The organism is Streptomyces sp. NPDC002130 (assembly GCF_040296465.1).
GTDB lineage: Bacteria > Actinomycetota > Actinomycetes > Streptomycetales > Streptomycetaceae > Streptomyces.
This window is the reverse complement of sequence record NZ_JBEOXI010000062.1, coordinates 15,065-36,988: the sequence shown is the minus strand read 5'-3', so window position 1 is coordinate 36,988 and position 21,924 is coordinate 15,065. Positions and strand designations below refer to the sequence as shown.

General features: G+C 72.2%; 21 protein-coding genes and 2 pseudogenes. 13 read left to right on the top strand and 10 right to left on the bottom strand.

What is annotated here, in order from left to right:
• Both ABT116_RS14795 and ABT116_RS14790 read right to left on the bottom strand, forming a co-directional pair.
• Positions 1-1,016 (bottom strand): NAD(P)/FAD-dependent oxidoreductase (locus ABT116_RS14795; RefSeq protein WP_351632618.1); only part of this gene is annotated, 1,016 nt, incomplete at its 3' end.
• Between the two features lies 1 nt (position 1,017).
• Entirely contained in the window at positions 1,018-1,206 is a 189-nt protein-coding gene (locus ABT116_RS14790; RefSeq protein ID WP_033308646.1) for a ferredoxin, read from the bottom strand.
• 336 nt (positions 1,207-1,542) lie between these two features.
• On the opposite strand from ABT116_RS14790, the gene ABT116_RS14785 reads away from it, so the two are divergent.
• Positions 1,543-2,892 carry a glutamine synthetase family protein gene (locus ABT116_RS14785; protein WP_351632615.1) on the top strand — a complete coding sequence of 450 codons (1,350 nt, stop codon included), beginning with the start codon at positions 1,543-1,545 and terminating at the stop codon, positions 2,890-2,892.
• A gap of 17 nt (positions 2,893-2,909) precedes the next feature.
• Positions 2,910-4,196, top strand: coding sequence for a cytochrome P450 (locus ABT116_RS14780; protein ID WP_502983868.1), 1,287 nt, complete (start codon positions 2,910-2,912; stop codon positions 4,194-4,196).
• 9 nt (positions 4,197-4,205) lie between these two features.
• Here the strand turns inward: ABT116_RS14780 and ABT116_RS14775 are convergent, their stop codons facing one another.
• On the bottom strand, positions 4,206-4,793 hold the full coding sequence (locus ABT116_RS14775) for a hypothetical protein (RefSeq protein ID WP_351632609.1): 588 nt from the start codon (positions 4,791-4,793) through the stop codon (positions 4,206-4,208).
• Positions 4,794-5,229: 436 nt separating this feature from the next.
• On the opposite strand from ABT116_RS14775, the gene ABT116_RS14770 reads away from it, so the two are divergent.
• The 4 genes and pseudogenes from ABT116_RS14770 (at position 5,230) to ABT116_RS14755 (ending at position 10,423) form a co-directional block, all read left to right on the top strand.
• Positions 5,230-6,612 (top strand): FAD-binding oxidoreductase, encoded by a 1,383-nt coding sequence (locus ABT116_RS14770; protein WP_351632620.1) that lies wholly within the window; start codon positions 5,230-5,232, stop codon positions 6,610-6,612.
• Between the two features lie 5 nt (positions 6,613-6,617).
• Positions 6,618-7,304: pseudogene (locus ABT116_RS14765) on the top strand (alpha/beta fold hydrolase); the annotation flags it as partial.
• A 122-nt stretch (positions 7,305-7,426) separates the two neighbouring features.
• Positions 7,427-9,808 (top strand): annotated as a pseudogene (locus ABT116_RS14760) (thioester reductase domain-containing protein); the annotation flags it as partial.
• 117 nt (positions 9,809-9,925) lie between these two features.
• Entirely contained in the window at positions 9,926-10,423 is a 498-nt protein-coding gene (locus ABT116_RS14755) for a pyridoxamine 5'-phosphate oxidase family protein (RefSeq protein WP_351632606.1), read from the top strand.
• A gap of 23 nt (positions 10,424-10,446) precedes the next feature.
• Here ABT116_RS14755 and ABT116_RS14750 read toward each other — a convergent pair whose 3' ends face one another.
• Entirely contained in the window at positions 10,447-10,767 is a 321-nt protein-coding gene (locus ABT116_RS14750; protein WP_351632604.1) for a hypothetical protein, read from the bottom strand.
• 90 nt (positions 10,768-10,857) lie between these two features.
• Here ABT116_RS14750 and ABT116_RS14745 point away from each other — a divergent pair, with 90 nt between their 5' ends.
• The 5 genes from ABT116_RS14745 (at position 10,858) to ABT116_RS14725 (ending at position 14,551) form a co-directional block, all read left to right on the top strand.
• A complete protein-coding gene (locus ABT116_RS14745) occupies positions 10,858-11,103 on the top strand; it encodes a hypothetical protein (protein WP_351632601.1) in 246 nt (81 codons plus the stop codon).
• Between the two features lie 397 nt (positions 11,104-11,500).
• Positions 11,501-12,562, top strand: a complete 1,062-nt coding sequence (locus tag ABT116_RS14740) for a peptidoglycan recognition protein family protein (RefSeq protein WP_351632599.1) — start codon at positions 11,501-11,503, stop codon at positions 12,560-12,562.
• A 239-nt stretch (positions 12,563-12,801) separates the two neighbouring features.
• The gene (locus ABT116_RS14735; RefSeq protein WP_351632596.1) at positions 12,802-13,923 is read left to right on the top strand and encodes an acyltransferase family protein; all 1,122 of its coding nucleotides are present in this window, start codon (positions 12,802-12,804) and stop codon (positions 13,921-13,923) included.
• 55 nt (positions 13,924-13,978) lie between these two features.
• A complete protein-coding gene (locus ABT116_RS14730; protein WP_053667926.1) occupies positions 13,979-14,209 on the top strand; it encodes a hypervirulence associated TUDOR domain-containing protein in 231 nt (76 codons plus the stop codon).
• Between the two features lie 6 nt (positions 14,210-14,215).
• Positions 14,216-14,551: a DUF3140 domain-containing protein gene (locus ABT116_RS14725; RefSeq protein ID WP_351632595.1), complete on the top strand. Its 336-nt coding sequence runs from the start codon at positions 14,216-14,218 to the stop codon at positions 14,549-14,551.
• Between the two features lie 56 nt (positions 14,552-14,607).
• On the opposite strand, the gene ABT116_RS14720 is transcribed toward ABT116_RS14725, so the two are convergent.
• Positions 14,608-14,778 (bottom strand): hypothetical protein, encoded by a 171-nt coding sequence (locus ABT116_RS14720; protein WP_351632592.1) that lies wholly within the window; start codon positions 14,776-14,778, stop codon positions 14,608-14,610.
• Between the two features lie 233 nt (positions 14,779-15,011).
• Positions 15,012-15,242: a hypothetical protein gene (locus tag ABT116_RS14715; protein ID WP_351632590.1), complete on the bottom strand. Its 231-nt coding sequence runs from the start codon at positions 15,240-15,242 to the stop codon at positions 15,012-15,014.
• A 594-nt stretch (positions 15,243-15,836) separates the two neighbouring features.
• Between ABT116_RS14715 and ABT116_RS14710 the strand changes: the two genes are divergently transcribed.
• A complete protein-coding gene (locus ABT116_RS14710; RefSeq protein WP_351632588.1) occupies positions 15,837-16,331 on the top strand; it encodes a hypothetical protein in 495 nt (164 codons plus the stop codon).
• A gap of 123 nt (positions 16,332-16,454) precedes the next feature.
• Here the strand turns inward: ABT116_RS14710 and ABT116_RS14705 are convergent, their stop codons facing one another.
• The 3 genes from ABT116_RS14705 to ABT116_RS14695 all read right to left on the bottom strand — a co-directional run bounded on the left by ABT116_RS14705 (position 16,455) and on the right by ABT116_RS14695 (position 19,536).
• The gene (locus ABT116_RS14705; protein WP_351632587.1) at positions 16,455-17,477 is read right to left on the bottom strand and encodes a hemolysin family protein; all 1,023 of its coding nucleotides are present in this window, start codon (positions 17,475-17,477) and stop codon (positions 16,455-16,457) included.
• Positions 17,474-18,817 carry a hemolysin family protein gene (locus tag ABT116_RS14700; RefSeq protein WP_351632584.1) on the bottom strand — a complete coding sequence of 448 codons (1,344 nt, stop codon included), beginning with the start codon at positions 18,815-18,817 and terminating at the stop codon, positions 17,474-17,476. The genes ABT116_RS14705 and ABT116_RS14700 overlap by 4 nt, the downstream gene beginning before the upstream one ends.
• Positions 18,818-19,032: 215 nt before the next feature.
• A complete protein-coding gene (locus ABT116_RS14695; protein WP_351632581.1) occupies positions 19,033-19,536 on the bottom strand; it encodes a MarR family winged helix-turn-helix transcriptional regulator in 504 nt (167 codons plus the stop codon).
• Between the two features lie 124 nt (positions 19,537-19,660).
• Here ABT116_RS14695 and ABT116_RS14690 point away from each other — a divergent pair, with 124 nt between their 5' ends.
• Positions 19,661-20,176, top strand: coding sequence for a YceI family protein (locus ABT116_RS14690; RefSeq protein WP_351632580.1), 516 nt, complete (start codon positions 19,661-19,663; stop codon positions 20,174-20,176).
• A gap of 8 nt (positions 20,177-20,184) precedes the next feature.
• Here the strand turns inward: ABT116_RS14690 and ABT116_RS14685 are convergent, their stop codons facing one another.
• Positions 20,185-21,915: a hypothetical protein gene (locus tag ABT116_RS14685; RefSeq protein WP_351632579.1), complete on the bottom strand. Its 1,731-nt coding sequence runs from the start codon at positions 21,913-21,915 to the stop codon at positions 20,185-20,187.
• Positions 21,916-21,924 lie beyond the last annotated feature (9 nt).

Sequence of the window (21,924 nt, the reverse complement as noted above, 5' to 3'; positions counted from 1 at the left end):
GCCCCGAAGGACTGCAGCCGGAAGTCGTGCTGGTCGCTCCAGAAGGTGGGCAGGGGTGCGAAGGGTTGCAGATGGGCGTTGCCACCCACCAGCGCCTTCGCCGCGTGCCTGGCGGAGTCGGTCGGCACGGACCAGTGCTCGACCCGCCGGGGCACCCCGTCGTAGCGGGCGTTCGGGAAGCGGGCGACATCGCCGACCGCGACGACGTCGGGCCGGCCGCCGACGCGCAGGTGCTCGTCGGTGAGCACGCCGTCGCTCAGATCGAGCCCGTTGCCGTCGAGCCACTCGGTGTTGGCGACCGACCCCACGGACTCCACGACCACGTCGGCCATCAGTACGGTCCCGTCGGTGAGCACGACACCGGTGACGCGGTCGCCGCCCTCGAACCCGGCCACGCCCGCACCGAGCACGAAACGGACCCCGCGTTCCTCGTGCCGCGTGCGCAGCTCCCCGGCGAGCAGTTCGCCGAGCGGCCCGGTCATGGGCAGCGGCAGCGGATCGACCACGGTCACCTCGGCGGCACCGAGCCCGACCGCCGTGGCGGCCACCTCGCAGCCGATGAACCCGGCGCCGACCACGACGACCCGTGCGCCGGGCCGGGTCAGCTCGTCCCGCAGCACCCGGGCGTCGTCGATGGTCCGGACCGTGTGGCGGCCGGCGAGAGGCCCGGGGCAGCGCAGCCGACGGGGCCGCGTCCCGGTGGCGACGACCAGACCGTCGTAGGAGAGCACGGATCCGTCGTCGAGCTCGACGGTCCGCTCGGCGAGCCGGGCGGAGCCGATCCTCGCACCGAGCCGCCACTCCACATCCGTCGCGGACGCCTTCGGTGTGAAGGCCAGGGAGGCGAAGGACGCCTTGCCCGCGAGGACCTCCTTGGACAGCGGGGGCCGGTTGTACGGCGGGTGCGGCTCGTCGCCGATCACCGTGATGCCGCCGGTCCAGCCCGCGGCGCGCAGCTGCTCGGCGGCGCGCAGTCCGCCGAGGGAGGCGCCGGCGACGACGATGCGCCCGCTCATGTCAGTCCTCGATCCGGATGGCCTGCAGCGGACAGACGTCCGCGGCCTCCTCGACCTCGTCGCGCAGGGCGTCGCCGGGGTCGGGGACGTAGGCCAGGCGGCCGTCGTCGTCCATCCGGAAGACGTCGGGGGCCGAGAAGACGCACTGGCCGTGGTCCTGGCACTTGTTCATGTCGACGACGACCTTCATGGCCGGTCCTCCTGAATGTGAGGGCGTCGAAGCGGAAGGAAAGGGGGCCCGGCCGGAAGGGGCCGGGCCCCGGCCAACGGGGTGCGGTCGAACGCGCCCCGAACTCGTTTGGCTTCAAACAAGGTAGGCAGGGGCAGGGATCTGGTCAAGAGCTATCCGGATGGATAAATTCTTGCCCGGCCCTCTTGCGGGACCCCGCACCCACCCCTACCGTTTGGCATCAAACAAGCACCGGGCGGTCCTGGCTCCGCCGCGCCCGGACGCTCGCTCTCACGCCACCCGCCTCCCCGGCCCCGTGTCCCGGAGGTGTCCCGACGTCCGCCCGAGGAGACAACGGTGAGCGCTCACGATTCTGAAGAAGTCCGCCGCCACATGGACCGGCTCGCCGCCGACGGCATCGACGTGGTCCGGGTTACCTACCCCGACCTGATCGGCACCGACCGGGCGCGTGACGTGCTGCTCGAGGAGCTGCCCCGGGCCTGTGAGCACGGCCTGGCGTTCTGCCGGGCCGTCTACCACACCAGCCCGCAGGGGGATGTGGTGCCGGTCAGCGGTGGGCTGGACGCGGGGCTGCCGGACATCTGTGTCCGCCCGGACCTCGGCACGCTGGTGCCGCTGCCCTGGGAGCCGGGAGTGGCCGCCTGTCTGGGCGAGGTCGTCGACCCGGCGACCGGCGCGCCCGCGCCCGAGTCGCCCCGCGACCTGCTGCGGTCCGTCCTCGCCCGGTGTGCCGAACACGGGCTGCGGCCGGTGGTCGGGCCGGAGCTGGAGTACTTCCTGTGCGAGCCTGATCCGTCGGGCGGCTGGCGCCGTTACGCACCCGACCCTGGGGTCGTCTACACCGCCGGTCTGCGCGCCGACCCCGACAACCACCTGCTGCGCACCCTGCGCCACGTGCGTGATCTGAAGGTCGGGGCGATCAGCGGCAACCACGAGTTCGACGGCGGCCAGATCGAGATCAACCTGGCCCACTCGGAGGCCGTGTCGGCCGCCGACCGGTCCTTCCGCTTCAAGGCCGCGATCAAGGAACTGGCCCGCAAGGAGGGCCGGCTGGCCACCTTCATGGCCAAGCCCTTCAACGACGCCGGCGGCTCCGGCTTCCACCTCCACCTCTCCTGTGACGACGAGGAGGGCCACAACACCTTCGACGACCCGGCGAGCCCGTACGGCCTGTCCGCCACCGCCCGGCACGCCGTCGCCGGTGTCCTCGCCCACGCACCGGCCCTGGCCGCGCTGCTCAACCCCACGGTCAACTCGTACAAACGCTTCGGCCCGGACACCCTCGCGCCCTGGCTGATCGACTGGGGGCTGGACAACCGCAGCGCCATGGTGCGCATCCCGCCCGAGCGCGGCACCGGCGCCCGGCTCGAACTGCGCCTCGGCGACGCGAGCGCCAACCCCTACCTGGCCATCGCCGGGACGGTCGCCGCCGCGCTGCTGGGTGTGCTGGCCGGCGAGGAGCCGCCCGCCCCGCTGGAGGGGTACGGCTACGACACCGCCCGCTCGGCCGTCCTGCCGCAGACCCTGTCCGCCGCGCTGGACGCGCTGGAGGCGGACACCGCCCTGACCGACCTGCTCGGCAAGGGATTCACCACGTCCTTCCTCTCCTACAAGCGCGACGAGGTCGAACGCTTCCACCGGCACGTCACGGACTGGGAGTTCACCGAGTACGCCTACCACCTGTGACGCCGAGGAGCATGCCGATGACGACCGAGACCCCGACCGACGCCGTGCGCGAGCCGCTGCCCCTGGCCGAGGTGAACCTCGCCGACCTGGACCGCTTCACCGACGGTGTCACGCCCTGGCGGATGTTCCACACCCTGCGCCACGAGGACCCGGTGCACTGGCAGCCCGAGGAGGCGCCCAACTCCGGATTCTGGGCGCTGACCCGGCACGAGGACATCGTGCGGGTGGACCGCGACGCGGAGACCTTCACGTCGACGAAGTTCGTCAACCTGGAAGAAGTCGACGACGACCAGATCAACAAGCGCGCCTCGATCCTGGAACTGGACGGGGTGCGGCACCGGGCGCTGCGCAGCGTCATCCAGCGGCAGTTCGGCGCGAACGTGATCAGCGGGTACACCGACTTCCTGCGCGGGCTGACCGCGAGGACCCTCGACGCCGCCCTCGCCAAGGGCCGCTTCGACTTCGTCGAGGACGTCTCGGCGGACTTTCCCATCAACGTGCTCGCCCGGCTGCTGGACGTGCCCCCGGAGGACAACCAGAAGCTCATCGACTGGGGCAACCGCATCATCGGCCACACCGACCCCGACTACGCGGACGTCCTGCTGCACAGCGAGGAGAGCGAGCGCTACCGTGACCTGCCCTTCCGCTCCCCCGCCTCGCTGGAAGTCTTCGAGTACGGCCGCGAACTGGCCCGGCAGCGGCGCGGCGGCGACGGCACGGACCTGGTCTCCCGGCTGGTCAACACCACACCCCGGGACGGAGTCCCGCTCTCCCCGCAGGACTTCGACAACTACTTCCTGCTGCTGGTCGTCGCCGGCAACGAGACCACCCGGCACACCATCTCCCACTCGATGCTGGCCCTCATCCAGCACCCCGAGCAGCTGGCCCGCCTCCAGGAGGATCCCTCGCTGATCCCGGTCGCGGTCGAGGAGTTCCTGCGCTGGGCCTCCCCCGTCTACCACTTCCGCCGCACCGCCACGCGCGATGTCGAGCTGGGCGGCAAGCGAGTGAAGGAGGGCGACAAGGTCGTGATGTGGTTCGCCTCCGGCAACCGCGACGAGGAGGTCTTCGGCAACCCCTACGACTTCGACGTCACGCGCCGCGACAACGACCACGTCACCTTCGGCAAGGGCAGCCCCCACCTGTGCCTGGGCAACCTGCTCGCCCGCACCGAGATCCGCATCATGTTCGAGGAACTGATCCCTCGCCTGGCGGACATCCGCCTGGCCGGTGACGTCCCCCGGGTGCGCTCCAACTTCGTCAACGGCATCAAGAAGCTGCCCGTGGAGGTCACGCCGGCCTGACTCCCGCATTCACCAACCGAGTTGCGGCTCGCCCAGGACCTCGCTGCCGATGTGCGCGGCGAGTCTCCGGGCCCGTGGCAGATCGCCGAACTTGGTCACGTGCACGAAGACGGTGTGCTCCGCGATCCACCGTCCCTGCTGCGCCCGGTCACCGTGGAAGACGACCTGGACACCGTCGTACGGGGGCGCTCCGCAGTGGCCCGCCTCCGGTTCGTCGGGCCACCTGCCGTGCCATTCGATGGCGGCCGCGCCCCGGCCGAGGGCCGTCGCGAAGCGCTCCACCACGTCCCCCGGGGCAACCTCCTCGCTGACGTCGAGCGGCAGGTGCGCATCGAGGGCCGCGTCGTCCGCCGTCGTCACGTCGAGGTCGAACTCGGCATACCGGCCGGTCACCGGATCGGTGCGGGTTCTGAAGTGCTGGAAGGTCCCGCCGGGGAGGAGGGCGGCCATCCGCCGCACTTCCCCGGCCGTGCGCAGCTCGGCGGTGAGCCACACCTCCTCCTCCCGCTCCAGCAGCGCGCACAGGCGCCTGGCCTGTGTGTATGCCAGCCTCGCGTCGTCGGTGCGCAGAACGGGGTACGCCTTGGAGTTGCCCATGGACCGTACCGTCACACGCTTCGGTGCCGGCCGCCATCACGTTTCTTCCGGACCGCCCAGGCCTGCAGCAGCCGGACCGTCCGTCCGACGTGCTCCTCGTGCAGGTAGTGACCGCTGTCCGGCCAGTGGTCGACGCGGGAGCCGGGCACGTGCAGGGTGCCGCTTTCCCAGTCGGCCGCCTCCGCCGAGGTCCAGACCGGTGTGCATGCCGGCGTAGGACTGGGCGATGACGTGGTCAGGGGTGCCGGGCATGGTGCGGACGTGGGCGGTACACAGTCCGGCGGGGGCGGTCGTGCCGAACGCGGCCGCGACGAAGGATGCGGTTACCGAAGAGTTGCGGGCTCCCGGGCCTCAGGGATCCCGCGGATGTGCATCGCTTGGCGGTCGGCGGGACGCTGGTGAGGTCAGCATGGTCACGCCTCCCGAGGAGATCGTCATGGACACCGCCACCCTGGAAGAGATGCGGACCGCGCTGAGGGGGCCGGTGATCGGCCCGCCGGACTCCGGTTACGACCAGGCCCGCAAGATCTACAACGCGATGATCGACAAACGGCCCGCCGCCTTCGTCCCGTGCACGGACACCGCCGACGTGATGGCCGCGGTCACCTACGTCCGTGACCACGGCCTGGAACTCGCCGTGCGGGGCGGCGGTCACAGCGGCCCCGGCCTCTGCCTGGTGGACGACGGCGTCACGGTCGACCTGTCGCCGATGCGCTGGGTGCGGGTCGACCCCGAGGCGCGGACCGCCGAGGTCGGCGGCGGCAGTCACCTCGGCGACCTCGACCACGCCACCCAGGCCTTCGGCCTCGCCACTCCCACCGGCATCATCTCCATGACGGGCGTCGGAGGTCTGACGCTCGGCGGCGGCCACGGCTATCTCACGCGCAAGTACGGGCTGACCGTGGACAACTTGCTCTCCGCCGACGTGGTGCTGGCAGACGGCGGTTTCGTCACCGCGAGCGAGACCGAGCACCCGGACCTGTTCTGGGCCCTGCGGGGCGGCGGTGGCAACTTCGGCATCGCGACCTCCCTCACCTACCGGCTGCACCCGGTGGGCACGGTCGGGGTCGGGGTGAGCGTGTGGCCGGTCGACAGCACGGGCGAGGTGCTGGCCTGGTACCGGGAGTTCCTCCCCGCTGCTCCCGAGGACGTCTACGGCTTCTTCGCCGTCCTCGTCGTCCCGCCCGGCCCGCCCTTCCCGGAGGAACTCCACGGGCGGAAGGTGTGCGGCATCGTGTGGTGCTGCACGAGTGATCCGGCCCGGCTCGACGAGACCCTGTCGGTGGTGAACGACCCGGGCAGGCCCGCCTTCCACTTCACGACGCCGATGCCGTACGACGCGTTGCAGACCATGTTCGACGAGCTGATCCCCACCGGCTACCAGTGGTACTGGCGGGGCGACTTCTTCGACCACATCCCCGACGCAGCACTGGACGTGCACCTGGAGTACGGCCGGAACATCCCGACGCCGCTCTCGCTGATGCACCTCTACCCGATCGACGGAGCCGCCCACCGGGTCGGCCCGGACGACACCGCGTGGAGCTACCGGGACGCGCACTGGTCCGGCGTCTTCGCCGGTGTCGACCCGGACCCGGCCAACGCCGAGACGATCAGGCGGTGGTGCGTGGGCTACCAGGAGGAGCTGCACCCGTACTCGATGGGCGGCTCGTACGTGAACTTCATGGGCTCGGGCGAGGGCGAGGAACGGGTCCGGGCGACGTACCGCGACCACTACGACAGGCTCGCCCGGGTCAAGCGGACCTACGACCCGGACAACTTCTTCCACGCCAATCAGAACATCCGCCCGGCGCGCGGGTGACGGCCATGGGCCGGATGGTCGACGCCGACGGCGTGCAACTCTGGGTGGAGCAGCGGGGCGAGGGACCCGACGTCCTGCTCGTCGCGGGGCTCGGGGACCCCGCTGAGGCGTGGCAGCCACAGCTCGACGGGTTCGCGGACCGCTACCGGCTCACCGCGTTCGACAACCGCGGCTCGGGCCGCAGCCCGCTGCCCGACGGCCCGCTCTCCGTAGCAGGGATGGCCGACGACGCGGCGGCGCTGCTGCGCGCGCTCCGGGTCCCGAGGGCTCACATCGCGGGCTTCTCAGGCGGCAGTTTCATCGCCCAGGAACTGGCCCTCCGTCACCCCGGCCTGGTCCGCAGCCTCGTCCTCATGAGCACGATGGCCCGCCCGGATCCCTACTTCCGGACCATGACGCGCTTCTGGAACTGGATGGTCGAACGCGCCCCGGACGAACGGGCCATGCTGGAAGCGTTCTATCTGTGGGTCTACACTCCGCGTGCCCATGACGACGGCATGGTGGACCGCTTCATCGACGAGACCCTGGCCTTCGAGCATCCGCAGTCCGCCGAGGCCTTCCAGCGCCAGCTCGCGGCGTTCGCCGGTCACGACGCCCTCGGCCGCCTCGGCGGCATCAGCGTCCCGACCCTCGTGCTCGCCGGTGAACGCGACCTCGCCACACCGCCGCGCCTCGGCCGGGCGGTCGCGGACAGCATCCCGGGCGCCGTGTTCGAGGTGCTGCCCGGGGAGGCGCATCAGCCGTTCCAGGAGGTGCCGGAGGTGTTCAACGCGCGGGTCGGCGCCTTCTGGACGGCGCCACCCCCGGCACCGGCTCCGGCACCGCTTCCGGAGCCACCTCCGCCGGCACCGCACCCCGGACCCACGTACCGCGCCTGCTGCGCACCCCCGTACCGCCGCCCGCCGCCGACGGCCCCCGCACGGTCTGGGACCCCGACGGCACCGTCCTGGTCACCGGCGGTACGGGATCGCTCGGCGCGCACTTCGCCCGCCACCTGGTCACCGACCACGGCGTCCGCCACCTGCTGCTGGTCAGCCGGCGCGGCCCGGACGCCCCGGGCGCCGCCGAGCTGTGCTCCGAACTGGAGGCGCTGGGCGCGTCCGTGACCGTGGCCGCCGCGGACGTCGCCGACCGCACCGCCCTCGCGGACGTCCTGGCCTCGGTGCCGACGGCGCACCCGCTGCGCGGTGTCGTCCACACCGCGGGCGTCCTCGACGACGGTGTCGTCGACGCGCAGACCCCGCAGCGGCTCGACGCCGTGCTGCGGCCCAAGGCCGACGCGGCGTGGCACCTGCACGAGCTGACCCGGGACTCCGGCCTGACGGCGTTCGTGCTCTTCTCGTCCGTGGCCGCAGCCGTCGGAGGCCCCGGCCAGTCCACCTACGCCGCGGCCAACGCCCACCTGGACGCGCTCGCCCGGCACCGTGCCGCCTCGGGCCTGCCGGCCACGTCCATCGCCTGGGGCCTGTGGGAGCAGGCGACGGGACTGACGGGCGGCCTGACCGAGACGGACCTGAAGCGGATCGCCCGCAGCGGCTTCCGCACCGTCCCGCAGGAGCTCGGCACCGCCCTGTTCGACCTGGCTCTGGACACCGGCCGCCCGTACCTGGTGGCCACCCCGCTCGACATCCCGGTCCTGCGCCGCCAGCCACAGGTCCCGGTGCTGCTCAGGTCGCTGGTGCGGGTGCCGGTCCGGGCCAGGGCGCGCGGCGCGGCCGACGCGGGGCCCGGGCTCGCCGACCGGCTCGCCGGACTCGACGAGGCCGCCCAGCACACGCTCGTCCTCGACGCCGTGTCGGCCGAGATCGCCCGGGTCCTCGGCCGCTCCGGCACCATCGACCCCGAACGCCCCCTGCACAGCGCCGGTTTCGACTCGCTCACCTCCGTCGAGCTGCGCAACCGGCTCGCCACGGTCACCGGCCTGCGCCTGCCCGCCACCCTGGTCTTCGACCACCCGACGCCCCGGGCCCTGGCCGCACACCTGCGCGGCGAACTCCTCGCCCCCCAGGGCGACACCGAGCCGGGCCCGGCTGTCGACTACGCCGCCGACCTCGACCTGCCCGCCGACATCCGACCCGCGGACGAGGTCGTCCGCACCGTCACCGACCCGTCGGACATCCTCGTCACCGGCGCGAGCGGATTCCTCGGCGCGTTCCTGGTGCGCGACCTGATGCGCACCACGACCGCCCGCCTGCACTGCCTGGTGCGCGGCGCGGACGACGCGGCGGCGTACGAGCGGCTGCGCTCCAGCCTCACCTGGTACCGCGTCTGGGACGAGATCGACGAGAGCCGGCTGCTGGTCCGCGCCGGAGACCTGGCCGAGGAACGACTCGGCCTGACCGAGGAGGAGTTCGACGGCCTCGCCCGCACCGTGGACGCCGTCTACCACGCGGGCGCCACCGTGCACTGGCTCCACCCCTACGAGGCACTGCGCGCGGCCAACGTCCACGGCACCCGGGAGATCCTGCGCCTGGCGGCCCGCCACCGCACGGTCCCGGTGCACTACATCTCCACCGTCGGCGTCTTCGACGGCCCGGTCACGCCGGGCGTCCCCCTGAAGGTGACCGACCCGACCGGCCCCGCCGAAGCCCTGCCCAGCGGCTACCTCCAGTCCAAGTGGGTCGCCGAACAGCTCGTCGAAATCGCCCGGGAGCGCGGACTGCCCGTGTCGGTGCACCGCGTCGACGTCATCTCCGGCGACACCCGCAACGGGGCCTGCCAGACCCGCGACTTCGTCTGGCTCAGCCTCAAGGGCCTCCTCCAGGCGCAGGCCGCGCCGGCCGGCGTCGGAGGCCGCTTCCACCTGCTGCCCGTCGACTACGTCAGCGCCGCCATCGTCGGCATCTCCCGGCGCGAGCCGGCCGGCGGCACCTTCCACCTGTTCAACCGCACCTCGCTGAGCCTCGCGGACTGCGTGGCGTACCTGCGCGAACTCGGGTACCGGCTCGACGAGACCGACCGGGAGCGGTGGAGCGCCGCGGTGCGCTCCGACCGGGACAACGCCCTGCTGCCGCTGCTGCACGCCTTCGAGATGATGACGTCCGACACCGACGGCTTCTACCCGCCCATCGACACCGCCGAGACCGAGGCGGCACTGGCCGGCACGGACATCGCCTGCCCGCCCCTGACGCGCGAACTCTTCGCCAAGTACGTGGAGTTCTTCGTCCAGGAAGGGCACTTCCCGCCCGCAGCGTGACCCCTGAGGTCCGCCGACCGGACACCACAGGCCGCCCGGCCGCTCCCCGTCGAGCGGCCGGGCGGCCCGCCCCATTTCCCCTTTCCGTCCCCTCGTACGTGAAGCCGAGGTATCGCCATGGGCACCGCACGGGTACGTTCGTTCTCCGAGATCGAGGCCGCCTTCGTCGAGTACGTCCAGCGGACCGTCTACTGCACGATGGTCACCGTCGACCGGCACAACCGCCCCCGGGCCCGGGTCGTCCAGCCCGTCTGGGAGACCGTCGACGGGCGCCCCGTCGGGTGGCTGGCGGTCTTCCGCACCCCGGTGAAGGCCGCCCACCTGGCGCACAACCCCCATACGACGTACGCGTACTGGCACCCCCGCCAGGACGCGGTGTTCGTCGACAGCGTCTCGGCCTGGGCGCCCGACCGGGACACCAAGCTGCGGGCCTGGGAGCTGTACCGCCGCAACAGTCCCCCGGGCGTCGGCTACGACCCCCACCTGTACTGGAGCGCCGGCCCCGACAGCCCCGACTACCACCTGCTGCGCATCGACCCCTGGCGCGTCCAGGTCCTGCGCGGCTCGGATCTGAGCAGCCGCATCTGGGCGACCGACCCGCCGCCGCACCCTTGACCCGCCCTGTCTGCGACTGACGCTCAAGGCCGCGCGGGCGCCCTCCCAGCCGGATTGCCCGGCACGATCCGCGTGCGGTCCGGCGGGACCGGCGTCGTACCGCCGTCCAGCGCGGGCTGCTGCGCGAGCGGTTCGCCCGGTTCCCCATCGCCGACGACCAGATCGCCCCGACCCGGCTCGGGAACGCCATCCGCCGCTTCGAGGAGTACGGCTGGGACCGCTACCGCCTCGACACCCAGCTGCTGTGGAACGAACTCACCGGCTGCGTCCCGGACCAGATCCGCCGCCAGAGCGAACTCGCCCGCGCCAGCGTCGACTTCTTCGTCGCCCTGCTGTCCGGCCACGTCGCCGTCGCCCTGGCGGCGGCGCTCGCCCTGGGGGCCGGAAGCCGGCCGGACCGCCTCGCCCTGACGAGCACCCTCGTCGTCCTCACCGTGCTCGTGCCGGTCTGGTACCGGTCGGCGGTCACCGCCACCGACGAGTGGGCGGCGGCCGTCCGCGCGCTGGTCAACACCGGCCGCAAACCCCTCGCGGCCTCTCTCGGCCTCGCCCTCCCGCAGACCCTCGCCGCGGAACGCGACATGTGGACGATGGTGTCCCGGCTCTCCCGCATCCCCTACCACGAACGCGCCGCGGCCCTGGACCCGTACCGCGCCGAACCCACCACCGACCCGGTCTGACAGGCCCGTCCGGCTCGCGGACGGTCGGAATCCGGTCGCCCGCGGCCTCCGGCCGAGCCCACGGTCCGGGCGTGGCCGGCCGGCCGAACCGGACCCAGGCACAGCCGAGGGGCCTCGTCGCGGCACGCCGGGCCCGCCGGCCGGGGCCGAGGTGGTGGCGCCCGATGCATCTCCCACCGATACCAAGACGTCGTAATCGCGCCGTTTTCGGTACGTGGCGTACGGCGAGGTGAGCGACGGGTCCAGCGGCGCGAGAATGGTGAGTGCCTGACAGCGGCTCTGCGAGAGCAGGCACGCTGCGAGAGTCTCAGGCTCACCCTCCCGGATCAGGCCGCCCCCACATGTGATCGGACCGTCTTCAGACCGGCACGCACGCGCCGGAACGGAGGACTGACTCATGGCCACCCCACTCACCGCCGCCCGGCTCGTCGCCGCGTTGAAAGCCGAGGGCTGCGCGGTTCACGAAGTCGCCGGCTGGCGCACCAACAACCGCAACCACAAGGGACCTTGGGGTCCTGTGCACGGCGTGGTGATCCATCACACCGTCACCGGCCCCGGCACGGACGTCGTCGGGCTGATCTTCCACGGCCACAGTGCCCTGCCCGGCCCGCTCGCGGCCGGGTGCATCACCAAGGACGGCGTCGTCCACCTCACCGGCAACGGCCGGGCCAACCATGCCGGCGGCGGGGACGGTGACGTCCTCGACGCCGTCATCGGCGAGTCGTACGGCACGTATCCGCCCCCGACGCACGAGCACGACGGGTCGGCCGGCGCCGTCGACGGCAACGCCCGGTTCTACGGCTGGGAGTGCGAGAACAAGGGCGACGGCAGGGACCCCTGGCCGCCCGCCCAGTACCTCGCGATGGTCAAGGCCACCGCCGCGGTCTGCCGCGCGCACGGCTGGGGCCCCAAGAGCGCCATCGGCCACCTGGAATGGAGCGACTGGAAAGTCGACCCGCGCGGATTCGACATGGCCGGCTTCCGCCGTGACGTCGCCGACGCCCTGGCCCTCCCGGCGGGCCGGTGGGAAGGAGAGGACCCCATGCCCCAGTACGTCAACCTCGGTGCCGCCGAGCAGTACGACCTCGCGCCCGGCGCCTGGGACTCGGTCGAGTTCACCGCGGAGTGGACCGACGAGACCGGCGACCACGCCACCGGCGGAAGCGTCTTCGCCCGCGGTCCGGCCCGCTTCAGCGGAACCCTCAGCCTGCACATCGACGGACTGCCGGCGGGCGCCGTCGTCCAGGCGCGCATGACGGAGTACGAGGACGACGAGCAGCGCGTGGACCATCCGATCCACGAGATCGTCGGGACGGGCGGCGGCACCTTCGTGGTCCTGCCCGTGGCGAAGCGGGTCGCGTCGGGCCGGAGCATGCGGGTGCGGCTGCTGAACCAGGCCGCCGTACCGGTCACCGTCGTGAGCGCCGTGCTGACCGTACTGGTGTGGAAGGAGACCTGAGGCCCCGGCCGCGAGATCCCGCCCAGCGGGTCCTGACCGAACTCACCACGGCCCCGCGGGAGACGATCGCCCGTCCCGGCACGTATACGCGGGCATGAACCGAAGCGAGCCATGTCCGTTACGAGTTGAACGAATGCACGGCCCTGTGATTAGGGTGCGGGCGATGTTCTGCGCACACTCCCTCCCTTCACTCCCCGCCGGAAGAGGCGCCCGCGCCTCGAGTCGCTTCGGGAGGGCCCATGAGTGACACGATGACCGCGGTCCGCCCGGGCGCGGAGACGACCCCGGTGGCGCGCACCGAAGAGCAGGACGCCGCGGCCCGCCCGGTCCGGCAGCGGGACGCGTTCTTCGACAACGCCAAGTACCTCGCGATCGTGCTCGTGGCCGTGGGGCACGCCTGGGAGCCACTGCGCCAGGGGAGCAGGACCGTCACCGCCCTCTACACCCTCGTCTACGCCTTCCACATGCCGGCGTTCATCATCATCTCCGGCTACTTCTCGCGCACCTTCGACGGCAGCCCTGCCCGGCTCAAGCGTCTGGTCACCGGCGTCGTCGTGCCGTACGTGGTGTTCGAGACGGCGTACACCCTGTTCACGCGCTGGTCCAGCCAGGACGCCGACCGCCCGGTCAGCCTGCTGGACCCCCTGTACCTCACCTGGTTCCTCGCGGCGCTGTTCGTCTGGCGGCTGACCACACCGCTGTGGCGGCTGGTGCGGTGGCCGCTCCCGCTCGCCCTGGTCATCGCGATGGCGGCGACGACCGCGCCGTCCATCGGACACGACCTCGATCTGCAGCGCACCCTGCAGTTCCTGCCGTACTTCGTGTTCGGTCTGCTGCTGCGGCCGGAGCACTTCCGGCTGGTACGACGGCGTGCGGTACGGATCCTCGCCGTGCCGGTGGCCGCCTGCGCCCTGGGCCTGGCGTACTGGGCGGTTCCGCGGATGGACTACGCCTGGTTCTTTCACGCGGACAGCGCCCCGGAACTGGGCGTCCCCCTCTGGTACGGGCCCCTGATGACCCTGGCCGTCTTCGGCTGCTCCCTCGTCCTGGTCGGCTGCTTCCTCGCCTGGGTGCCCGGGCGGCGGACCTGGTTCACGATGCTCGGCGCCGGAACCCTGTCCGGCTACCTGCTGCACGGTTTCGTCGCGCAGGCCGCGAAGCACTGGGGCTGGTACGAGCCGGCCTGGGTCCGCGGGCCGGCCGGCGTGATCGCGGCCACCCTGGTCGCCGCCGTGGTCGTCACCGCGCTGTGCACACCGCGCGTACGGCGGGTCTTCCGCTGCGTGACGGAGCCCCGGATGGCGTTGGCCTTCAACGACACGGCCACCGGCCGGGCCGGCGCCCGCCGAGCTGCGCCCTGACCGCCCGTCCCGCACGCTGGAAGGACTTCACACGTCTCGGCGAGGGAGTACCGGCATGGCGAAGGGCCGCAGCGAGGGCGGGAAACCGAAGAAGGGTGACAAGGTCACCTGGAGCAGTCACGGCAGCCGCACCGAGGGCGAGGTGGAGCGGGAGATCACCGAACGGACGGAGGCATCCGGCCGCACGGTCGACGCCTCGCCGGACGACCCGCAGTACGAAGTGCGCAGCGACAAGTCCGGCAGGACCGCGGTGCACAAGCCGTCCGCGCTCAAGAAGAAGAAGTGACGCGGCGTGGACACCGGGGCACGCGAGGAGACCTGGAACGACTTCCGTGAGCTGGTGAACATGACACCGGCCGGTCTCGAGAAGTGGCTGGAGTCCGACGACTCGCAGAACGCCGGACAGCACCAGGACGGCGGCGAGTCCACCGGACACGCCTCCGGCCGTCGGATCGTGGCGATCCTGCGGGCCGAGAAGGGCGACCTCACGGACGACGACTACCGGCACATGCGCAAGGTCGTCGGCTATGTCCGCCGTCACCTGGCCCAGCGGCCCTCCGGGGACGTGCGGGACTCACGGTGGCGGTACTCCCTGATGAACTGGGGCCACGACCCGCTCGGCGGGTGACGGCCCGGCGGGGAGCGCCCCGCAGGGATCCCCGGGAGGCACGATGCCCCCTGGGGTCATGCCGCGCCGGTCTCCTGCGGGGCCGCTGCCACTCCGTTCAGCGCCTGGCTCATCTGGTGCTGCGTCTCTTCGGCGACCACACGGGCCTCCTCCACGACGTCACCGCGTTCGCGGATGAGGCTCTCGTAGATCGGCAGTTCTCCGGTCGATACCGAGTCGGTCTTCACAGTGCTGTTCCTATCGCTTTGCAAGCGGGATCTGAGGGGTCCGAGTAAGTCTGCGTCACGGCCCCCCACCGTGTTACTCACCCCCGGGGTGTCCAGATTTCCGTCACGTGTTTCGCAAATTCCACACGTTTGCCGCCGTGGCTGCGCGTGACGTGGGCTGCCGTGGGCCGTGTGCGATCCGCATACGAAAGGGCCCCGGGAATCGCTTCCCGGGGCCCTCTGCGCGGATGTCGTCAGAGCGACGTCGTGTGGACGCCGGCGTTCGCGCCCGCGGCCGCGCCCGCCGGCGAGACGACCGCCTGCACGGCGGCGCAGGCCTCGCCGGTCAGGGGACCGACCAGGCCGGCCGAGAGGCCGCCCACGAGGCCCGCGGAGACATCGACGCCGCCCGCGTTGCCGCCGGCGACGGCGTCCAGGTCGGCGTCGGTGAGCTCGGCGGTGTCGACCCGAGAGGTGAGGTTCATGGGGGTGTTTCCCTTCGCGTGAATGTCTCGCAGTGGCGGTGAGCGCGGGTGCTCGCAGGAATCCGGAGACCGGGATTCCGCCCCGGCCGCTCCCGCCGTGCGCAGGATCAAAGCACTCCCCGGAGGAGAGATCCAACCGCCCGCCGGCGCCGCACGCCTCCTCGCGGCCACCGCCTTCACCGCTGTGACCCCCGGGTCACGGGATGCGCCCATTCCTTCACACACCCCGACGCCCGGCCGGGCGCGGGACTCTTGCGCCCCGATTCCCGAAGCGGGCACTTCACCGCCAAATCCCCAGGTTGCGGCCGGCACGCGGCGGCGTCCCGGGCACCGCGCGACATCCCGGCGCACGGTGTGCAGATGTCCTGGATGTTCGGGCCCCGTCTCCGTCTGGCCACGCTCCGGTCCCGCCAGGCCGCGAGCCCCACGACACGGTGACCTCCGCAAGGCGACCCCTGCGGCCATGGCGTCCGCCGACATGAGCGCTCCCCGACCCCGGCCCCGGTCCCTGACATCTGTCAGGGACCGTTGCGCGATTCGCCTTCCTAGGCTCGCGGTGCGCAATGCCCTGTCAGCCCAGCCGCGAGGAGCATCATGTCCCTGTACACGCGTGTGGCCGCCACGCTGAGCGTCTCCGCTTCGTTGCTCGGCCTCGTCGGACTCGCACCGCAGGCATCAGCCTCGGCGTCGTCGGACGGCACGCACTGCTCCGTGGTGGTGGAGCGGGTGAAGCCGGGTGAGAAGTTCTCCCAGGTGAAGAGCCGGACCTGTTCCGACACCGGGACGGCGGCGGTCGACCGCAGCGGCCGGACCCTGCTCATGACCTGGTACGAGCACGCGGAGTACGGCGGCGACAGCACCGACGTGTACGGGGACTACGGCCCCTGCGACGCGGACGGCTATGTCCTGAGCACCGGCACGTGGTGGCGCTCGATCTCCTCGTTCATCACCTACAACAGCTGCGACGGCCAGCAGGCCGTCCTCAACGACGGCCACAGCGCCGTCTATTACTACGGGTTCGGCACGCCGAACGTGGGTGGCCGAGCGAACGACAACATCGGCTGGTTCAAGGTGTGGGACGCCCTCTAGGCCCACGCGGCAGCCTTGCCCCAGGCATGCCGGTCCGCCCGCTGAACCAAACGAAACTGCCTAGGAGTCCTGCCCCCCGTCAGGCCACGGCCCCGTCCCCTCAGCGGCCGCCCCCCGCCCCTCTCAGGCCACCCCCGCCGGCTGCATCAGCCGGGCCAGCAGGTCGTCCAGGGTGACCAGGCCCGAGAGTCGGCCGGAGCCGTCGCGGACCACGGCCAGGGACGACCGGCGGCGGCGCAGCACCTCGATCGCGTCGGCGACCGTCGCGGTCTCCGCCAGCTCGGGCACCGGCCGGGCGAGGTCCCGGGCGGTCGTGGCGCGGCCCCGGGCCCGGGCCACCAGAGCGTCCCGGGCGTGCACCGAGCCGAGGACGGAGCCGTTCTCCCGGACCAGCAGCCGGGTGCGGTCGTGCTCGGCTGCGAAGCGCAGCAGCGCGTCGAGGTCCGCTTCGCCCTCGACCCAGGTGATCTCGGCGGCCGGGATCCGCAGCGCGGCGACCGGCGTCTCCGGCTCCGTCAGCGAGCGGGTCAGCAGCTCCGAGTCGGTCGCGCTGATCAGACCCAGCCGCTCCGACTCCTCCACCAGGTGCGTCAGCTGCTCCCGGTTGTGCACCGAGGCCAGCTCGTCGCGCGGGGCCACCCGGCACAGCCGTACCAGGGCGTTGCTCACCCGGTTGAGCAGCCGGATCAGCGGACGTACGGCCCGCACCACCGCCCGGAAGGGCGGCGACAGCAGCATCGCCGAACGCTCGGGGTGGGCGATCGCCCACGACTTGGGCGCCATCTCGCCGACCACCATGTGCAGGAACACCACCACGAACATCGCCACTGCGAAGGCCACGCCGTAGCTCACGGCACTGGGCAGGCCCAGGGTGTGCAGCAGCGGGTCGAGTTCGTGCGAGATCGCCGGCTTGGACACCGAGCCCAGGCCCAGGGTGCACACGGTGATGCCCAGCTGGGCGCCGGCCAGCATCAGCGACAGCTCGCGCATCCCGGCCAGGGCCGCCCCGGCGCCGCGCCGCCCCTCGGCGGCCGCCTTCTCCATGCGGTGCCGTTTGGCGGCGACGAGGGCGAACTCGGCCGCGACGAAGAAGCCACTGCCGATCAGCAGCAGCACGGTCACGAAGACCGCCATCGGGAAACTCACGCCATCTCCTCGGCTTCCGCGGCCTCCACGAGCGGGCCGATCCGGACGCGGTCGGCCACGTGCCGGTCCAGCGTTCGGACGTCGATCACGGCCCGGCCGCCCTCGGGCAGCTCGACCGTGACCCGGTCGCCGACCGTCGGGAAGCGGCCGAGCCGGTCCACGACCAGACCGGCCACGGTGTCGTAGTCGTCGTCCTCCGGCAGCCGGACACCGGTCGCCTCGGCCACCTCGTCCACCCGGCGGCCGGCGTCCACCAGCCAGCCGTCGCCGTCCGCGACGGCGAGCAGGGTGACCTTGTCGGACTCGTCGGCGATGTCACCGACCAGCTCCTCGGCGATGTCCTCGTACGTGACGACGCCCGCCACGCCGCCGTGCTCGTCCAGGACGACCGCGAACTCGTCGTCGTGCTCCCGCATCCGCGTCACCGCGTCGGGCAGCGCGAGCGTGTCCGGCAGCAGCAGCGGTCGCCGGGCCACCTCGCCGGCCCGCGCCCCGGCAAGCCGGGCCGCGGGCAGCGCCATCAGCTCGCGCACGCCCAGCACGCCCACGATGTCGTCCGGGTGGTCGCCGAGCACCGGGTAGTTGGAGTGGCCGTGCCGGGCGATCAGGCCGATCGCCTCCTCGGCGCCGGCGTCCTTGCGGACGAACACGGCGTCGGCGCGCGGCACCATCACCTCGTCGAGGGCGCGCTCGGAGAACTCCAGCGCGTGGTCCAGCAGCGCGGCGGTGTCCTCCGGCAGCTCCCCTTGCTCATGGGACTCGCCGATGAGATGGCCCAGCTCCTCCAGCGTGGCGCCGTGGTGCAGCTCCTCGACGGGCTCGATCCCCACCTTGCGCAGCAGCCGGTCGGCCGCGCCGTCGAAGATCCGTACGACGGGGCCGACGACCCTCAGATACGCCAGGGTGGACGGGGCCAGCGCCTTCGCCAGCCGCTCGGGCACGGCGATCGCGAGGTTCTTCGGGGCGAGTTCGCCGAGGACCATCTGCACGACCGTGGCCAGTACGAAGGCGAGCACGACGGCGATGGTGCCGACGGCCGCGTCGGGCAGGCCGAGGCCCGACAGGGCCGGCCTGAGCAGCGCGGACACCGACGGCTCGGCGATGAAGCCGACCACCAGGCCGGTCACGGTGATGCCCAGTTGCGCGCCGGACAGCATGAACGACAGCCGCTCCAGCACCTTGAGGGCACGGGCGGCCTTGCGGTCCCCGGCCTCGGCCTCACGCGCGAGGGTGAGCCGGTCGGCGGAGACGTAGGCGAACTCCTGGGCGACGAAGTAGCCGGTGCCGGCGGTCAGCACGAACACGGCGAGCAGGCCCAGCAGGGCCTCGGCGGCACTCATCCGACACCACCCCGCCGTGTGCCGCGATCACTGGTGCTGTGGCGGGATGGTCGGGGACTGTGCCCCGGAGGGTCCGTCGATCTGGCGGACAAGAACGTGCTCCTTGGACGTGTGGTGTGTCATCCGGTACAACGCTCGTCGTCGCGCCGGTGTTCCCGGATTCTACGGCCGTGTAGATGAAGCGGCCCGGCGACGCGGGGCCCAGGTCACCCTGCTCACTCCTCGCGCAGGTCCCCCGCCAGATCCGGCACCAGCCCCCGCATCGCCGCACACTGGTCCGGCCCCATGAAGCGGGCCAGGGACTCGGTGACCGTCTCGGCGAGCGAGGCGGAGGCTTCCCTCAGCAGCCGGCGGGCCTTGTCCGTGAGGGTGACCTCGACGCCCCGCTTGTCGCCGCAGACCGATCTGCGAGTGACGAGGCCGGCGTGCTGGAGGCAGGCGATCTGGTAGGTGAGGCGGGTCTTCGGGCGGCCGAGGAGCTCCGCGACCCGGGTCATGCGCAGGCCGCCCTCGGGCTGTTCCGCGAGCAGGCACAGCACCAGGAACTCGTCGTGTGAGACGTCCAGCCTGTCCTTCACGACCGCGCGCAGCCGTTGCTCCACCGCTCCCGTCGCGGCCAGCAGCAGCATCCAGGCGCGCAACTCCGGCGGCAGCAGCCCGCCACCGCCGTGGGACGGGCATTCGGGCAGGTCGGTGGGGTGCTCCTCCGGGTCGGACATGCCGTCGAGTCTACCTGTCGTCCAAATTTGGAGAAGCGGGGTTGTTCAAATTTGGATGAGCGGCTAGCGTGCCCAGCAGTCCTTCAGTCATCCAAATTTGCACTACTTGCCGAGGAGAACGATCATGACCGTCGCCGTGGAAACCGGACAGTGGCAGCTCGACGCGACCGCCTCGACCGTCGGCATCCGGCACAGGACCATGTGGGGTCTGGTCACCGTGAAGGGCACCTTCGGCACCGTCGGCGGCACGGGCGAGGTCCGGTCCGACGGGTCCGCCGTCGGCACCCTGACCTTCGACGTCGACTCTCTCGACACCGGGAACGCCAAGCGCGACACCCACCTGAGGTCCGAGCACTTCTTCGACGCCGACCACCACCCCGAGATCACCTTCGCGGCCCGCAGCGCCGAACTCCGCGACGGGGACCAGGTGCACGTGGTCGGACAGCTCACCGTGCGCGGCATCAGCAGGCCACTGTCCCTGACCGCGCGCGTGACGGAGCGGGACGCCACGGGCCTCACCCTGGACACCGAGTTCAGCGTGGAGCGCGAGCAGTTCGGCATGGGCTGGAACCAGCTCGGCATGATCCGCGGCCGCACGACCGTCACCGCCGGCCTCCGCTTCACCCGGGCCACCGCCTGACACCCGTGTCAGCCCGGGCGCACGACCTTCTGCACATCCGCGCTCGACAGTGTCTGCGGCGACGCCGTGAACGCGCGCAGGCGGAGCCGGGCTCCAGGGCGGGGCAGTGGGAAGCGGCCCGCGGGCGGCCGGAGTTCGTAGGAGGCGGTGCCGTGCGCGGACAGGGTGCGCGGGCCCCGGACGACCCGCCAGTACGGGCCCATGCCCTGCCCGGTGGTCAGCATGAAGTGCGGGGTGAGCGCGGTGTCGCCGGTGTTGGTGACCAGGAGGGCGAGGCGGGAGACGGTCGCAGGGCTGGAGTGCCGGACCGCCGTGACCCGCATCCGCAGGGGCGGCGTGCCCGTCGCCGCCACGGCCGCACAGGCCAGGGCCGGCGCCAGCAGCAGGACCGTCGCGGCGACCCGCGCCGGGCGGCCGCGGGCCCCGGACAGCAGGCCGGGACGAGGCTGCCACGCCCGGAGGAACGCCGACCCCGGAGCGGTCACCGCCGCCGCCAGCCACAGCGGCGTCATCAGCAGGTAATAGCCGTCCTGCGACCGGGTCGCCAGGTAGAAGACGCACCAGGGCAGCACGGTCGCGGCAGGCCCGAGCCGCCGTGCGAACAGCGCGAACAGCACGAGCAGCCCGGCGAAGAGCAGCACGCTCGCGTGGGAGTACCAGCCGATCCGGTCACTGCCGTCCGTGAGGTACAGCGAGATGCCGACCACGCCCTGGCCGTGCAGCACCGCCCCCTGGGTGAGCGGCAGGGCGATCCCCGTGAGCCAGCGCCCCGGCTCGCTCACGACGAAGTAGGCGTTGACCAGCAGCCACCCGCCGGCCGCGGCCCCGGCGAACCGCAGCACCACCAGCGCCGCCGCCCGGCCGCCCAGCTCACCGCGCCGCACCGCGTAGATCCCGGCCAGCAGGAACGGCGCCAGGAACCAGGGGAGTTGCTGGGCCGCGCACGCCACACCCAGACACACCGCCCGTCCCAGGCCCGCCGCCCCGAGCCGCCCGCCCTCCCCGGTACGGGGCCAGCCCACCACCACCGGCACCAGCAACGCCAGCGCCACGACCGCCGGGTATCCGAGCCGCCCGTACGACGGCAGCATCCCGAAGCCCAGACACACCAGGGTCGCCGCCGACCGCCACGGCACCGGCAGCATCCGCCACAGCACGACCGTCCCGGCGATCAGCGCGCCCGTGCTCACGGCCGTCGCCGGAGTGCCGCCGTGGCCCAGCCACAGCAGCGGCACCGTCAGCAGCGGGGCGAGCGGCGGATAGCCGTAGGTGAAGTCGTAGCCGCCGGTCACCGTCGGAGTGAGGGCCACGCCGTGGCCGAAGAGCCAGGGCCACGGCTGCCCGTACACCGGGCGCCCCGCGGCCAGTTCCCGCGCCGCCTGGGTGGTGAGCAGGGCCTCGTCGGAGCCGTTGTGGAGCATGATCCACGCGCACAGGGTGAGCGTCACGCCCGTCACCAGCACGCAACCGTCCACCCGGGCCAGTGACCGGACCCGGCGAACGACCAGTGCCAGCACCCCGCACGTCAGGATCGAGGCGTAGCACAGCGAGATCACGGCGGCCACGGCAGGACGGTGACCGGCCGCCGACGTCCACACCGCCCGCGTACCGATCAGCAGACCGATGTCGGCCAGCAGGGTCAGGACGCGGTGCCACTGGGCCGGGGGAGCCGGCGGCGCGGAGACCGCAGACTGGGTGCGCGGGCCGGGCACCACCAGCGTCGTTTCTGCCGAGTACACGCCGCAGGA